General features: G+C 56.7%; 11 protein-coding genes. 4 read left to right on the plus strand and 7 right to left on the minus strand.

Annotated elements, in window-relative coordinates; genetic code table 11:
* Nucleotides 1-22 precede the first annotated feature (22 nt).
* Nucleotides 23-685, plus strand: coding sequence for an exodeoxyribonuclease X (exoX, locus tag AB8846_RS14765; RefSeq protein ID WP_370733030.1), 663 nt, complete (start codon nt 23-25; stop codon nt 683-685).
* Here the strand turns inward: exoX and ptrB are convergent.
* The gene (gene ptrB / locus AB8846_RS14770) at nt 682-2,742 is read right to left on the minus strand and encodes an oligopeptidase B (protein ID WP_370733031.1); all 2,061 of its coding nucleotides are present in this window, start codon (nt 2,740-2,742) and stop codon (nt 682-684) included. The genes exoX and ptrB overlap by 4 nt on opposite strands.
* Nucleotides 2,743-2,827: 85 nt before the next feature.
* Nucleotides 2,828-3,475 carry a tellurite resistance TerB family protein gene (locus AB8846_RS14775; protein ID WP_370733032.1) on the minus strand — a complete coding sequence of 216 codons (648 nt, stop codon included), beginning with the start codon at nt 3,473-3,475 and terminating at the stop codon, nt 2,828-2,830.
* A gap of 170 nt (nt 3,476-3,645) precedes the next feature.
* Between AB8846_RS14775 and purT the strand changes: the two genes are divergently transcribed.
* The gene (gene purT, locus AB8846_RS14780) at nt 3,646-4,824 is read left to right on the plus strand and encodes a formate-dependent phosphoribosylglycinamide formyltransferase (RefSeq protein ID WP_370733033.1); all 1,179 of its coding nucleotides are present in this window, start codon (nt 3,646-3,648) and stop codon (nt 4,822-4,824) included.
* Between the two features lie 41 nt (nt 4,825-4,865).
* Here purT and kdgA read toward each other — a convergent pair whose 3' ends face one another.
* From kdgA to zwf, 3 genes are all read right to left on the minus strand, one after another.
* Nucleotides 4,866-5,507, minus strand: coding sequence for a bifunctional 4-hydroxy-2-oxoglutarate aldolase/2-dehydro-3-deoxy-phosphogluconate aldolase (gene kdgA / locus AB8846_RS14785; RefSeq protein ID WP_014884307.1), 642 nt, complete (start codon nt 5,505-5,507; stop codon nt 4,866-4,868).
* A 39-nt stretch (nt 5,508-5,546) separates the two neighbouring features.
* Nucleotides 5,547-7,358 (minus strand): phosphogluconate dehydratase, encoded by a 1,812-nt coding sequence (gene edd, locus AB8846_RS14790; protein ID WP_370733034.1) that lies wholly within the window; start codon nt 7,356-7,358, stop codon nt 5,547-5,549.
* A gap of 233 nt (nt 7,359-7,591) precedes the next feature.
* Nucleotides 7,592-9,067, minus strand: a complete 1,476-nt coding sequence (zwf, locus tag AB8846_RS14795; RefSeq protein WP_023312228.1) for a glucose-6-phosphate dehydrogenase — start codon at nt 9,065-9,067, stop codon at nt 7,592-7,594.
* Nucleotides 9,068-9,423: 356 nt separating this feature from the next.
* On the opposite strand from zwf, the gene AB8846_RS14800 reads away from it, so the two are divergent.
* Together AB8846_RS14800 and pyk are read left to right on the plus strand one after the other, a co-directional pair.
* Complete coding sequence (locus tag AB8846_RS14800) at nt 9,424-10,293, plus strand: MurR/RpiR family transcriptional regulator (protein WP_023312229.1); 870 nt, start codon at nt 9,424-9,426, stop codon at nt 10,291-10,293.
* Nucleotides 10,294-10,433: 140 nt separating this feature from the next.
* Nucleotides 10,434-11,876, plus strand: a complete 1,443-nt coding sequence (gene pyk / locus AB8846_RS14805) for a pyruvate kinase (RefSeq protein ID WP_063143708.1) — start codon at nt 10,434-10,436, stop codon at nt 11,874-11,876.
* A gap of 45 nt (nt 11,877-11,921) precedes the next feature.
* Here pyk and lpxM read toward each other — a convergent pair whose 3' ends face one another.
* Together lpxM and mepM are read right to left on the minus strand one after the other, a co-directional pair.
* A complete protein-coding gene (lpxM, locus tag AB8846_RS14810; RefSeq protein ID WP_047741701.1) occupies nt 11,922-12,893 on the minus strand; it encodes a lauroyl-Kdo(2)-lipid IV(A) myristoyltransferase in 972 nt (323 codons plus the stop codon).
* A 121-nt stretch (nt 12,894-13,014) separates the two neighbouring features.
* Nucleotides 13,015-14,334 (minus strand): murein DD-endopeptidase MepM, encoded by a 1,320-nt coding sequence (gene mepM, locus AB8846_RS14815; RefSeq protein WP_063143707.1) that lies wholly within the window; start codon nt 14,332-14,334, stop codon nt 13,015-13,017.
* Nucleotides 14,335-14,347 lie beyond the last annotated feature (13 nt).

Genomic DNA, 14,347 nt, shown 5'->3' on the forward strand with positions numbered 1-14,347 from the left:
GTTTTAAGCTCAGGAGTTTTCAATGCTGCGCGTCATCGATACCGAAACTTGCGATCTTCAGGGCGGAATTGTAGAAGTGGCCTCTGTCGACGTGATTGACGGTAAAATCGTCAACCCAATGAGCCATCTGGTGCGTCCCGATCGCCCCATCAGCCCTCAGGCGATGGCTATCCATCGCATTACCGAATCGATGGTGGCGGATAAGCCGTGGATAGAAGAGGTCATTCCCCACTATTACGGTAGCCCATGGTACGTCGCGCATAACGCCAGCTTTGACCGCCGGGTGTTACCTGAAATGCCGGGCGAATGGATTTGTACCATGAAGCTGGCGCGTCGCCTCTGGCCGGGGATCAAATACAGCAATATGGCGCTGTATAAATCCCGTAAGCTCAGCGTCCGTACCCCTGAGGGACTTCACCATCACCGCGCCCTGTATGACTGCTATATCACCGCCGCGCTGCTGATTGATATTATGAATATCTCTGGCTGGACGCCGGATGATATGGCGACCATCACCGGACGCCCCGCGCTGCTGACCACGTTTACCTTTGGGAAATATCGCGGGAAGCCGGTGTCCGAGGTGGCGGATAAAGACCCGGGCTATTTGCGCTGGCTGTATAACAACCTCGACAGAATGAGCCCGGAGCTGCGCTTAACGCTGAAACATTATCTGGGCGACGCCTAACGCTCCGCACGGCCTGGCAGCGTGTCCTGCGCCAGGCCTATCAGGAAGGCATATTCCAGGGCAACCCCTTCATACGATTTAAACCGTCCCGATTTACCTCCGTGTCCGGAATCCATGTCGGTACACAGCAGCAGCAGGTTGTCATCGGTTTTCAGCTCCCGCAGCTTTGCCACCCATTTTGCCGGCTCCCAGTATTGCACCTGAGAATCATGCAAACCGGTAGTGACCAGCATATGCGGGTAGGCTTTCGCCTCCACGTTATCGTACGGGCTGTACGCTTTCATATAGCGGTAGTACATCTCATCCTGCGGATTCCCCCACTCCTCAAACTCTCCGGTGGTAAGCGGAATGGATTCATCGAGCATGGTCGTAACCACATCGACAAACGGAACCTGCGCGACAATCCCCTTAAAGCGGTCGGGACGCTGGTTGATCGCCGCCCCCATCAGCATTCCCCCCGCGCTGCCGCCCATTCCAAAGCAAAGCTGCGGATCCCCGTAGCCCTGCTCAATCAGCGCATCGCAGACGTCGAGATAGTCATTGAAGGTGTTTTTCTTTTTCAGGAATTTCCCGTCTTCATACCAGTGCTGTCCCAGCTCACCGCCGCCGCGAATATGGGCGATGGCGAAAACAAAACCGCGATCGAGCAGGCTTAACCGGCTGCTGCTGAAATCGGCGTCCATGCTTGAGCCATAGGAGCCGTAGCCGTACACCAGGATCGGATTTTTGCCTTTCTGGAAATGCGCCCGATGGTAAACGAGAGAGACCGGCACCTCGACGCCATCACGCGCGGTGACCCACAGGTGCTCGCTGCGGTAGTTTTCTGCCTCAAACCCTTTGACCTCGGTCTGTTTAATCACCTGGCGCTGCCCGGTATCCATATCCAGCTCAAACAGGGTGTCCGGTGTGGTCATGGACGAGTAGCCGTAGCGCAACCGCGACGATTCGGGTTCAGGGTTGAAACCAATCCACGTCACGTAGGCAGGGTCGTCGAACGCAATCCCCACCACTTCCCGAGTGTTACGGTTGATTTGCCGGATGCTGGTCAGCCCGCGCTGACGCTCTTCCACCACCAGCCAGTCGGTAAAGAGGGTGAACCCTTCGAGCATCACCTGATCCCGCGCGGGGATAAGCACCTCCCACTTGCGCTCATCGCGCACTTTGGTTTTATAGAGACCAAAGTTTTTGCCCTCGCGATTGGAGCGCAAGTAAAAGCTGTGCTGGAAGTGATCCAGACTGTACTCGTGATCCTTGCGGCGCGGCAGGAAACAGAGCGGCTGGGCATCGGGCAGTTCGGCATCCAGCAGCAGAACTTCCGAGGTCGTCGCGCTGGCGAGGTAGATAATCACATAGTGGCGTGAGGAGGTTTTATGCAGGCTGACATAAAACGTTTCGTCTTTCTCTTCATAGACCAGCTCGTCGTCAGCGGAGTCCGTTCCCACCGTATGTCGCCACACCTGATAAGGCAGCAGCGTCGACGCGTGCTTTTTGACGTAGTAAACCGTCTCGGAATCATTCGCCCAGACAAAATCCGGGGAGACGTTTTCCAGCATTTCCGGATACCAGTTGCCGGTGTCCAGATTGCGAAACCGCAGGCCGTACTGGCGACGGGAGAGATAATCCTCCGCCAGCGCCATTACCGCGTTGTCAGGCGAAATGGACATGCCGCCCAGGGTATAAAACTCGCTGTGGGCCGCGCGTTGGTTGGCATCCAGCAGAATATCCCACTCATCCCATTCGGCGCTTAACACCGACTGACGCTGGTAGATGGGATACTCATTGCCGGGCTCGTAAATATGGCGATAGCGATAGCCGTTTTTGGTCCAGGGCGCGGAGATATCGCGCTGAGGAATACGCTGCACCATTTCATTCAGCAGCTGGTCCTGAAGCGTCTGCTGGCTGGACATGACCTTGCGGCCATAGTCGTTTTCCGCGTGCAGGTAGTCGAGTACCTCTGGCCGGGAGCGCGAATCGTCCCGCAGCCAGTAATAGTTGTCTATACGCGTATCGCCATGCGTGGTGATCGCATAAGGAGTACGTCGGGCTTTCGGTGGCATGTCATCATTCTTTTAAGTTTTACACCCTATAAGGTTGGCAAAACCCACGCATGATGCAAGCGAAACCGCGTCGCGACGGCGACGGCTATCCCTGTAACGCCTGTTTTTGTTCCCGGATATCCCGCTCAATGCCCTCGCGCACGTCCTGAGGGATCTTTAACGCATCGCCCAGGGCGTTAAGGTAGCTCCGCTCCATAAAGTGATCGATATCGATGGCGGCACAGCTAAGGAAATAGAGCTCCAGCGCCTCTTCCTCATTCTTCACACTTTGCGCAAGACGCTGCGGCTCGAGCGGCTGTTCAATCGCCTGCGCCACCAGCGATCTTCCCTTCTCTTCGACACCGGCTTCGCGCAGCTGCTGCTCGATCGCCGATCGTTCTTTATCGTCAATATGCCCGTCACTTTTCGCGGCAAAAACCAGCGCGAGAATGAGCCGTTCGGTCCGCAGATCCAACGGCGAGGTGTGCTCGCCATAATGCGGTTCATCGCTGTGCGCGGTCCGTACCCTGTCCTTGTATTTATTCCACAGCACGGTGCCCGCGATGGCGCCGCCGCCGGCCAGCAGCGCGCCTGTGCCATACTTTGCCAGCAGCTTGCGTGAGGATTTATTCGCGACCAGCAGGCCTGCCAGCCCGCCGAGCGCCCCGGGTACCAGCAGTTTGCTAAGGTCCCGCTCGCCAGACGATGTTTTCTGCCCTAACAGGGATTGCAGTTGATTTAACCAGCCAGACATGGTTTCCCTCACTTAACGGTGAACATGTTCCACAGCGTAAGCGAGCAGGCGTCAGGAAATGTCTGGTCGGGCTAAAGAAGCGCAAATTTCTGCCTCCTCGTTTAGCCATGTACAAGACAGACGCAAACGTTTTCGTTTATACTGCGCGCAACTTTTTTAGGGGGATTGTTATGATTCGTTTAGGAACTGCGCTGCGACCTGCGGCGACGCGAGTGATGCTGTTGGGATCGGGCGAGCTTGGGAAAGAGGTCGCCATTGAGTGCCAACGTTTAGGTGTGGAAGTCATTGCCGTAGACCGTTACGCCGACGCACCCGCCATGCACGTCGCCCATCGTTCTTATGTGATTAACATGCTGGATGGCGATGCCCTTCGCGAGCTGATTACGCGCGAGAAACCGGATTTCGTTGTGCCTGAAATTGAAGCCATTGCCACCGATACGCTGATCGCTCTCGAGCAGGAAGGCCAGCGCGTGGTGCCCTGCGCAAAAGCCGCAAAGCTGACCATGAACCGCGAAGGCATTCGTCGCCTGGCGGCGGAAGAGCTGGGATTGCCCACCTCGAGCTACCGTTTTGCTGGCGATAAGGCCGCATTCCTGAAGGCCGTTGAGGAGATTGGCTACCCGTGCATCGTTAAGCCGGTGATGAGCTCCTCCGGAAAAGGACAGAGCTTTATTCGCGACAGCAGCACCCTGGATAACGCGTGGGATTATGCCCAGCAGGGTGGCCGTGCCGGAGCCGGTCGCGTCATCGTCGAAGGCGTCGTGAAGTTTGATTTCGAAATCACCCTGCTGACCGTCAGCGCCGCTGACGGCGTCCATTTCTGCGACCCGATTGGCCACCGTCAGGAGGATGGCGATTACCGCGAATCCTGGCAGCCGCAGCAGATGAGCGCCCTGGCGCTGGAGCGTGCTCAGGAGATCGCCCGTAAAACCGTCCTGGCGCTGGGCGGCTTTGGCCTGTTCGGCGTGGAGCTGTTTGTGTGCGGTGATGAGGTGATTTTCAGCGAAGTTTCCCCTCGCCCGCATGATACCGGCATGGTCACGCTGATTTCGCAGGATCTCTCCGAGTTCGCCCTGCACGTGCGCGCGTTCCTCGGCCTGCCCGTCGGCGGTGTTCGTCAGTATGGCCCGGCCGCCTCGGCGGTGATCCTGCCGCAGTTAACCAGCCAGAACGTCACGTTTGATAACGTCGACGGGGCGGTGGGTGCAGGATTGCAGGTACGTTTGTTCGGCAAGCCGGAGATCGACGGAACCCGCCGTCTTGGCGTGGCGTTAGCCACCGGGGATAACGTTGACGACGCCGTGGCGAGAGCGAAAGCGGCCGCTGCGAGCGTCAAGGTTGCAGGATAAAAAAACGGGCCGTAAGGCCCGTTTTTCATATGACGAATGGCTTACTGCTTCGCGCCTTCAACCGCTTCGCGAGCCAGTTTGGTGATGCGATCCCAGTCGCCCGCTTCCAGCGCATCCGCCGGAACCAGCCATGAACCACCGATGCACAGCACGCTTTTCAGCGCCAGGTAGTCACGGTAGTTGGCAGGAGAGATACCGCCCGTCGGGCAGAAGCGTACCTGAGAGAATGGACCGGCAATCGCCTGCAGCGCTTTGGTGCCGCCGTTCGCTTCAGCCGGGAAGAATTTGAACTCTTTCAGACCGTAGTCCATGCCCAGCATCAGTTCAGAGACGGTGCTGATGCCCGGGATCAGCGGAATGGTACCTTCGGTGGCGGCTTTCAGCAGCGGCTCGGTCAGGCCCGGGCTGATGGCGAACTGCGCGCCCGCTTCGGTCACTTCTGCCAGCTGCTGCGCGTTGAGAACGGTACCCGCACCGATGATGGCGTCCGGCACTTCTTTGGCGATAGCGCGAATAGCGTCCATCGCGCAGGCGGTGCGCAGGGTCACTTCCAGAACGCGAACGCCGCCCGCAACCAGCGCTTTCGCCATCGGTACAGCGTGCTCCAGCTTGTTTACCACGATAACCGGCACGACAGGGCCAGTGGTCAGGATTGCTTCTGCACTTGTTTTCCAGTTTTTCATCAGAGTCTTCTCTCGCCAGATCGTTAAAATCAAGTCGTCTTAAAACGTAATACAGGTTGCGCCCTGCTCCGCACCGGAGAGTTTCTCACGCAGCGCGCTGAACATTTCGCGTCCGGTCCCCACGCGCGATGCGCTCAGGTCAGGAATATGGGGTTGACGTGCCGCCAGCTCGGCGTCATCGACCAGCAGGGTTAACTCGCCAGTCTGACCGTTCACGCGGATCATGTCACCGTCGCGCACTTTCGCCAGCAGCCCGCCGTCGTAGGCTTCCGGCGTCACGTGGATGGCTGAAGGCACTTTACCGGATGCCCCAGAGAGGCGTCCATCGGTGACTAACGCAATTTTGAAACGGCGGTCCAATAATACACCAAGTGGTGGCATAAGTTTATGTAATTCTGGCATCCCGTTAGCTTTAGGCCCCTGGTGACGCACCACCACCACGCAGTCTTTATCGAGCAGACCGGCGTCAAAGGCGGGTAACACGTCGTGCTGGCTTTCAAACACCACCGCCGGCGCTTCGATAATCTGGTTCTCTTCCGGAACGGCAGAGGTCTTCATTACCGCACGACCGAGATTGCCGCTCAGCACTTTGGTGCCGCCGTGAGGAGAGAACGGTTTGTCGATGGTGGCAATCACCTGCGCATCAAGTGAGACGCTCGCCCCATCACGCCAGTCCAGCTCGCCGTTGTTCAGCCACGGCTCCTGGGTGTAGCGCTTAAGGCCAAAGCCTGCCACGGTATTCACGTCTTCATGCAGCAGTCCGCCTTTCAGCAGCTCGCGCATCAGCAGCGGTACGCCGCCTGCGGCCTGGAAGTGGTTAATATCCGCCGGCCCGTTCGGGTAGAGGCGTGCCATCAGCGGCACCACGGAAGATATCTCGGAGAAGTCATCCCAGTTAATCAGAATGCCCGCCGCACGCGCCATGGCGACCAGATGCATGGTGTGGTTGGTTGACCCTCCGGTTGCCAGCAGCGCGACAATCCCGTTGACGATGACCTTTTCGTCGACCATTTTGCCCATCGGCATCCATTCGTTGCCGTTGCCGGTCAGACGCGTAACCTGACGGGCTGCGGCCTCGGTCAGCGCCTTGCGCAGCGGCGCATCCGGCTGGATAAAGGACGAGCCCGGAAGCTGCATCCCCATAAATTCCACCACCATCTGGTTAGTGTTGGCCGTGCCGTAGAACGTACAGGTCCCCGGCGCATGGTAAGACGCGGCTTCCGCCTCCAGCAACGCCTGGCGGTCTGCTTTCCCTTCCGCATAGAGCTGGCGAATACGGACTTTTTCTTTGTTCGGCAGGCCGCTTGCCATCGGACCGGACGGCACGAAGATCGCAGGCAGATGACCAAACGACAGCGCAGCCATCACCAGGCCCGGGACAATCTTGTCGCACACGCCGAGATACAGCGCGCCATCAAACATGTTGTGTGACAGGCCAACCGCCGCGGACATGGCAATCACTTCGCGGCTCAGCAGAGACAGCTCCATACCGTCCTGCCCCTGCGTCACGCCGTCGCACATGGCAGGGACGCCGCCCGCCACCTGGCCCACGGCATTCACGCTGTGCAGCGCGTTACGGATGATAGTGGGATAGACCTCATACGGCTGGTGCGCGGAAAGCATATCGTTATAGGAGGTAATGATGGCGATATTGTTACGCAACATGCTTTTCAGCGACGCTTTATCATCTGGCTGGCAGGCGGCGAAGCCGTGCGCCAGGTTCCCGCAGGCCAGCTGAGATCGGTGGACGGTGTTGCGCTTTGCCTGTTCAATCCGGGCGAGGTAGGCCGAGCGGGTCTCTTTCGAGCGCTCGATAATGCGCTGTGTTACGCGTAACAAAGTCGGATTCATAAAAGCTCCTCTAATTTATCTGTCCGGGCTCGGGAGTTTACAAAGTCGCTGGCAGTTGTTAACAACGCTGAAACGCTTGCTGTCCGGAGCTCAGGGGCAAAATCACTTCCGGCAGTGTAATAAAAAAAGCTCCGCGGGTGAATCCACGCGGAGCTTAAAAGTTGAAAATTGTGCCACTAGCTGTGTTAGATCATGTTACCGGTAAAATAACACTTTCGAGCTAGAGGATTATCTTACTCAAACTCGTTCCAGGAGCGGCCATCGCGGGTGATCATCGCAACCGACGCGACAGGTCCCCAGGTGCCCGCCTGATACGGTTTTGGCGCATCCTGATCGGCAGCCCAGGCTTCGGTGATGGAGTCGACCCATTTCCACGCCTCTTCCACTTCGTCGCGGCGCACGAACAGCGCCTGGATACCGCGCATGGTTTCCAGCAGCAGACGCTCGTAAGCATCGGCCAGGTGCGTCTGGTTAAAGGTTTCGGAGTAGCTCAGATCCAGCTTGGTGGTCTGCAGGTTGTGTTTATGATCCAGGCCCGGCACTTTGTTCAGGATCTGGATATCCACGCCCTCGTCCGGCTGCAGACGAATGGTCAGTTTGTTCTGCGGCAGTTCCTGCCAGGACTCTTTGAACAGGTTCAGTTCCGGGTTTTTGAAGTAAACAACCACTTCGGAGCACTTGGCCGGCAGACGCTTACCGGTGCGCAGGTAGAACGGAACCCCCGCCCAACGCCAGTCGTCGATATCCACGCGGATCGCCACGAACGTCTCGGTGTTGCTGGACTTGTTCGCGCCCTCTTCTTCCAGGTAACCAGGCACTTTTTTGCCTTGCGCAAACCCGGCGGTGTACTGGCCGCGAACGGTCTTCTCACGCACGTTGGAGCGGTCAATGCGGCGCAGTGACTTCAGCACTTTCACTTTTGCGTCACGGATGCTGTCAGCCGTCAGGTCAGACGGTGGAGACATGGCAATCATGCACAGAATCTGCAGCAGATGGTTCTGGATCATGTCGCGCATCTGGCCGGCCTGGTCAAAGTATCCCCAGCGGCCTTCAATCCCCACCTCTTCCGCCACGGTGATTTCCACGTGGTCGATGGTGCGGTTGTCCCAGTTATTCACAAACAGGGAGTTAGCGAAACGCAGCGCCAGCAGGTTCAGTACCGTCTCTTTACCGAGATAGTGGTCGATACGGTAGACCTGGCACTCTTCAAAGAACTCGCCCACCTGGTCGTTGATTTCACGCGAGGTTGCCAGCGACGTACCCAGCGGCTTCTCCATCACGACGCGCGCCGGTTTGGCGTTCAGTTTGGCTTCGCCCAGACCTTTGCAGATGGCGCCGAAGGTGCTTGGCGGCATGGCGAAATAGTTAATGGTGACACGATTTTTCTGATCCAGCATCGCGCCTAAGCGGGTAAACGCGCTGACGTCATTGACGTCCAGGTTGCAGAAATCGAGACGTCCGCTCAGGGTATCCCACAAACTTTCATCAATTTTTTCCTTCATGAAAGTTTCGAGCGCCTCGCGGACGACCTTGGTATAAGCGTCCTTGTCCCAGTCGGCGCGCCCTACACCCAGGATACGGGTATCCGGATGAATTTGGCCCGCTTTCTCCAGTTGATACAGGGAAGGCAGCAATTTTCGGCGTGCAAGGTCGCCTTTCGCGCCGAAAATGACCAGGTCACATGCCTGGGCTGTTTGCGTTACCGCCATGTCATTCTCCTCAGTTGGATCACCTGGTACTTCTGCCAGGTATCGTTGTAATTTTATTACGATGCACTGTACTGCTTTTACGTCATTCCCGAAACCATTAGCGCTTATCGTCGCGTGCGATACCGCGATTTTTCCCCCTTTGGAGGATTACGACGGCGCAATGACGCAACAACCGTCGTTTCTTTGCGCAACAGGGCCACGGCAAAACCCGACACCGATCAAGTAATGAAAAAAAACAACAACATTATCTTGTCGATTATTACCCTTTATGGAAGCCACGAGGGTAATATCGGCTAAATCGAATCACGATTTCATCAATTTATGAAATCGTTTACACCCATGAGCATCCTGTTAACATGAACATGCTGGAAAAAATCCAGTTTCAACTGGAACACCTTAGCAAATCCGAGCGAAAAGTGGCCGAGGTCATTCTCGCCTCCCCCGCTCAGGCGATTCATTCGAGCATCGCCGCTCTGGCACAGGAAGCGGGTGTTAGCGAACCGACGGTCAATCGCTTTTGCCGCAGCCTGGAAACGCGCGGCTTTCCTGATTTTAAACTGCATCTGGCACAAAGTCTGGCTAACGGCACCCCTTATGTTAATCGTAATGTGGATGAAGACGACAGCGTTGATGCCTATACCGCGAAAATTTTTGAATCGGCTATGGCTTCGCTTGACCACGTCCGCCAGTCTCTGGACATGAGTTCCGTGAATCGCGCGGTGGATTTACTCACCCAGGCCAAGCGGATTGCGTTCTTTGGCCTCGGATCCTCGGCGGCCGTGGCGCATGACGCCATGAACAAATTTTTCCGCTTTAACGTCCCGGTTATTTACTCCGATGACATTGTGCTGCAACGCATGAGCTGTATGAATTGCAGTGAAGATGACGTCGTGGTGCTGATTTCGCATACCGGCCGCACCAAGAGTCAGGTCGAGCTGGCGCAGCTGGCCCGTGAAAACGATGCCATGGTGATTGCCCTTACCACGGCGGGTACGCCGCTGGCGCGTGAAGCGACGCTGGCAATTACTCTCGACGTGCCGGAAGACACCGACATTTATATGCCGATGGTTTCCCGACTGGCGCAGCTCACCGTGATTGACGTGCTGGCGACCGGTTTTACCTTACGTCGGGGGGCAAAATTCAGGGATAACTTGAAGCGGGTCAAGGAAGCGCTGAAGGAATCGCGTTTTGATAAAGAATTGCTTATAAAGAGCGATGTTCCCTGATAGTTGATAACGAAGACGTAACCAATAATTACGATGTAACGATTTACGGCATTCGGTCCACTCTCCGCTGCCTTGCAGCAGATGAAGACCGATTCAATGTTCACGCAACACCAAAGTTGTTTCAGTCAACGGAGTATTACATGTCCAGAAGGCTTCGCAGAACCAAGATCGTAACCACCTTAGGCCCGGCCACCGATCGCGATAATAATCTTGAGAAAATTATCGCCGCTGGTGCCAACGTGGTGCGTATGAACTTCTCTCACGGTACGCCAGAAGACCATAAATTACGTGCCGATAAAGTGCGTGAAATCGCAGCAAAACTGGGCCGCCACGTGGCTATCCTCGGCGATTTGCAGGGTCCAAAAATCCGTGTATCGACCTTTAAAGAGGGTAAAGTTTTCCTCAACATCGGCGACAAATTCCTGCTTGATGCCAACCTGGGCAAAGGCGAAGGCGATAAAGAGAAAGTCGGTATCGACTATAAAGGCCTGCCGGCTGACGTGGTGCCAGGCGATATCCTCCTGCTCGACGACGGTCGCGTACAGCTGAAGGTGCTGGAAGTTCAGGGCATGAAAGTGTTCACCGAAGTCACCGTCGGCGGCCCGCTCTCCAACAATAAAGGCATCAACAAACTGGGTGGCGGCCTCTCTGCAGAAGCGCTTACCGATAAAGACAAAGCGGACATCGTAACTGCCGCGCAGATCGGCGTTGACTACCTGGCCGTCTCCTTCCCGCGCTGCGGCGAAGACCTGAACTATGCGCGTCGCCTGGCGCGTGATGCAGGCTGCGATGCCAAAATCGTCGCTAAAGTTGAACGCGCGGAAGCCGTTTGCGATCAGGATGCCATGGACGATGTGATCCTCGCGTCCGACGTGGTAATGGTGGCGCGCGGTGACCTGGGCGTGGAAATCGGCGATCCTGAGCTGGTCGGTATTCAGAAAGCGCTGATTCGTCGCGCACGTCAGCTGAACCGCGCGGTGATCACCGCCACTCAGATGATGGAATCCATGATCACCAACCCAATGCCAACCCGTGCAGAAGTCATGGACGTGGCTAACGCCGTGCTGGACGGTACCGATGCGGTGATGCTCTCTGCGGAAACCGCTGCGGGCCAGTATCCGGCAGAAACCGTGGCCGCGATGGCGCGCGTCTGCCTGGGCGCTGAAAAGATCCCAAGCATCAACGTCTCTAAACACCGTCTGGACGTGCAGTTCGATAACGTGGAAGAAGCGATTGCGATGTCTGCGATGTACGCGGCAAACCATCTGAAAGGCGTTACCGCGATCATCACCATGACCGAATCTGGCCGCACCGCGCTGATGACCTCTCGTATCAGCTCTGGTCTGCCGATCTTCGCCATGTCCCGTCACGAACGTACCCTGAACCTGACGGCGCTGTACCGCGGCGTGACGCCGGTTCACTTCGACAGCACCAATGACGGCGTAGCTGCGGCACACGATGCCGTAAACCTGCTGCGCGACAAAGGCTATCTGGTGTCCGGTGATATCGTCATTGTGACCCAGGGCGACGTGATGAGCACCATCGGCTCAACCAACACCACGCGCGTTATGACCGTCGAGTAATAACGTCTGTGTTAAAAAGCCCTCTCCAGATGGAGAGGGCTTTTTTTATTTCCTCGGATAAAGCTCTTTGCGTTTATAGGGCTCTGTTTCACCTGGTTTCCGCGTTTTAAGCAGCTTCAGTATCCACGTGTACTGTTCGGCATGCGGCCCCACCAGTATCTCCACCTCTTCGTTCATTCGACGCGCGATGGTGTGGTCGTCCGCGGTGAGCAGATCGTCCATCGGCGGACGAACCTCAATACTCAGTCGATGCGTTTTGCCGTCATAGACCGGGAATAGCGGGATCACGCGGGCACGACAGACTTTCATCAGGCGGCCGATCGCGGGCAGCGTCGCTTTATAGGTCGCAAAGAAATCGACAAACTCGCTGTGCTCGGGGCCGTGGTCCTGATCCGGCAGATAGTAGCCCCAGTACCCCTGACGAACCGACTGAATGAAGGGCTTAATGCCATCGTTACGCGCATGCAAACGTCCGCCAAAACGACGACGCACCGTGTTCCAGACAAAATCGTAGATTTTATTTCCCTGGTTATGGAACATCGCCGCCATTTTCTGCCCCTGAGACGCCATGAGCATCGCCGGAATATCAACGCCCCAGCCGTGGGGGACGAGGAAAATGACTTTCTCGTCGTTGCGGCGCATCTCCTCGATGATATCCAGCCCTTTCCAGTCAACGCGTTCGACGATTTTATCCGGCCCTTTCAGCGCCAGCTCCGCCATCATCGCCATTGCCTGCGGCGCGGTGGTATACATCTCATCAATGATTGCCTCGCGCTCGGCGTCGCTTTTCTCAGGAAAACAGTAGTAGAGGTTGATCTGCGCGCGACGGCGGGCGCTCTTGCCTAAACGCCCGGCCAGACGGCCAATTTTACCCAGAACAGGATCGCGGACGGAAGCAGGCAGCATCGCCATCCCCGCAAAGGCGTAAACGCCAAGCCAGGCGCCCCAGTTGCGCGGATGGCGGAAGGATTTTTCAAACTCAGGAATGTATTCAATATTGTTTTTTTTGGTTTCCATGCTGGATCCAGGGTCTGATGACGCAAAATTTTATTCAGATAGTGTAGCGAGGCAGCCGTCCCCGCACAAAAGAAAAAGCCGGCGTCAGTGTGCGCCGGCTTTTTTAACAAAAACAGAGAGCTTAGTCTAAGCTCAGCTGCGGCATCACCTCTTTCACCTGCGCCAGATAATCAGTACGATCTTTACCTGTCAGGCCTTCGGTGCGCGGCAGTTTCGCCGTCAGCGGGTTCACTGCTTGCTGGTTGATCCACACTTCATAGTGCAGGTGCGGGCCGGTAGAGCGTCCGGTATTGCCGGAGATCGCGATACGGTCACCACGCTTCACCTTCTGGCCCGGTTTGACCAGCAGCTTACGCAGGTGCATGTAGCGGGTCGTATAAGTGCGACCATGACGTACCGCGACATAATATCCGGCGGCACCGCTACGCTTGGCCACCACAACTTCACCATCCCCTACCGCCAGTACCGGCGTGCCCTGCGGCATGGCAAAGTCAACGCCACGGTGCGGCGCGACGCGCCCGGTTACCGGGTTCAGACGACGCGGGTTAAAGTTAGAGGAGACGCGGAACTGTTTTGCCGTCGGGAAGCGCAGGAAACCTTTCGCCAGGCCCGTACCGCTGCGGTCATAGAACTTACCGTCTTCGGCACGAATCGCGTAGTAATCTTTGCCTTCGGAGCGCAGACGTACGCCCAGCAGCTGGCTTTGCTCGCGCTTGCCGTCCAGCATTTCGCGGGACATCAGGACGGAGAACTCATCGCCCTTCTTCAGCTTGCGGAAATCCATCTGCCACTGCATGGCTTTGATCACCGAGCTGATTTCAGCGCTGGTCAAGCCTGCATCTCGCGCGCTCGAGACAAAGCTCGCGCCCACCGTGCCTTTCAGAACGCTGTTAACCCAGTCGCCCTTCTGCATTTCGCTGGTCATTTTGAAACCGTTTGCAGTGCGATCGTAGGTGCGGGTTTCGCGGCGGGACATTTCCCAGGTCAGACGCTGGAGATCGCCATCGGCCGTTAATGTCCAGGAGAGCTGTTGTCCGATTTTCAGGTTACGAAGATCTTTATCCGCCGCCGCCAGCTGGCTGATGTTACCCATGTCGATGCCGTACTGGTTCAGCACGCTGCTCAGCGTGTCCCCGGTAGACACAACATATTCGTGGATACCCGCTTCGTTTTCGGTTTTATCGTCCAGTTCATCCTGCGGGATGGCTTCATCTTCCTGAGCCGCCTGGTCGATAGGCTCACTGGCTTCAGGCAGCAAAGAACGGATTTCGCTCTTTTCAAGCTCAATGGTTTTGATGATAGGGGCAGAACTCGGGTGGTAAACATAGGGCCGCCAGACGGCGACCGCTAAGGTGAGTACTGTAAGCGACCCCAGCATAACGCGGTGGGGTCGAGGCAGATTGTTAAATGCCAGGGCGACAGAGCGGGCTATCTGTTGCACGTATTCACTTCCT

Origin of the sequence: Enterobacter sp. KB-221C9 (assembly GCF_041320715.1) — a bacterium.
In the GTDB taxonomy this organism is placed as follows: domain Bacteria; phylum Pseudomonadota; class Gammaproteobacteria; order Enterobacterales; family Enterobacteriaceae; genus Enterobacter; species Enterobacter asburiae_D.

Bases quoted from the DNA above. Each gene is read 5' to 3' on its own strand.
- purT (WP_370733033.1), top strand. From the start codon at position 3,646: ATGATTCGTTTAGGAACTGCGCTGCGACCTGCGGCGACGCGAGTGATG.
- AB8846_RS14800 (WP_023312229.1), top strand. From the start codon at position 9,424: ATGAACATGCTGGAAAAAATCCAGTTTCAACTGGAACACCTTAGCAAA.
- edd (WP_370733034.1), bottom strand. From the start codon at position 7,358: ATGAATCCGACTTTGTTACGCGTAACACAGCGCATTATCGAGCGCTCG.
- AB8846_RS14775 (WP_370733032.1), bottom strand. From the start codon at position 3,475: ATGTCTGGCTGGTTAAATCAACTGCAATCCCTGTTAGGGCAGAAAACA.
- lpxM (WP_047741701.1), bottom strand. From the start codon at position 12,893: ATGGAAACCAAAAAAAACAATATTGAATACATTCCTGAGTTTGAAAAA.
- exoX (WP_370733030.1), top strand. From the start codon at position 23: ATGCTGCGCGTCATCGATACCGAAACTTGCGATCTTCAGGGCGGAATT.
- ptrB (WP_370733031.1), bottom strand. From the start codon at position 2,742: ATGCCACCGAAAGCCCGACGTACTCCTTATGCGATCACCACGCATGGC.
- kdgA (WP_014884307.1), bottom strand. From the start codon at position 5,507: ATGAAAAACTGGAAAACAAGTGCAGAAGCAATCCTGACCACTGGCCCT.
- zwf (WP_023312228.1), bottom strand. From the start codon at position 9,067: ATGGCGGTAACGCAAACAGCCCAGGCATGTGACCTGGTCATTTTCGGC.
- pyk (WP_063143708.1), top strand. From the start codon at position 10,434: ATGTCCAGAAGGCTTCGCAGAACCAAGATCGTAACCACCTTAGGCCCG.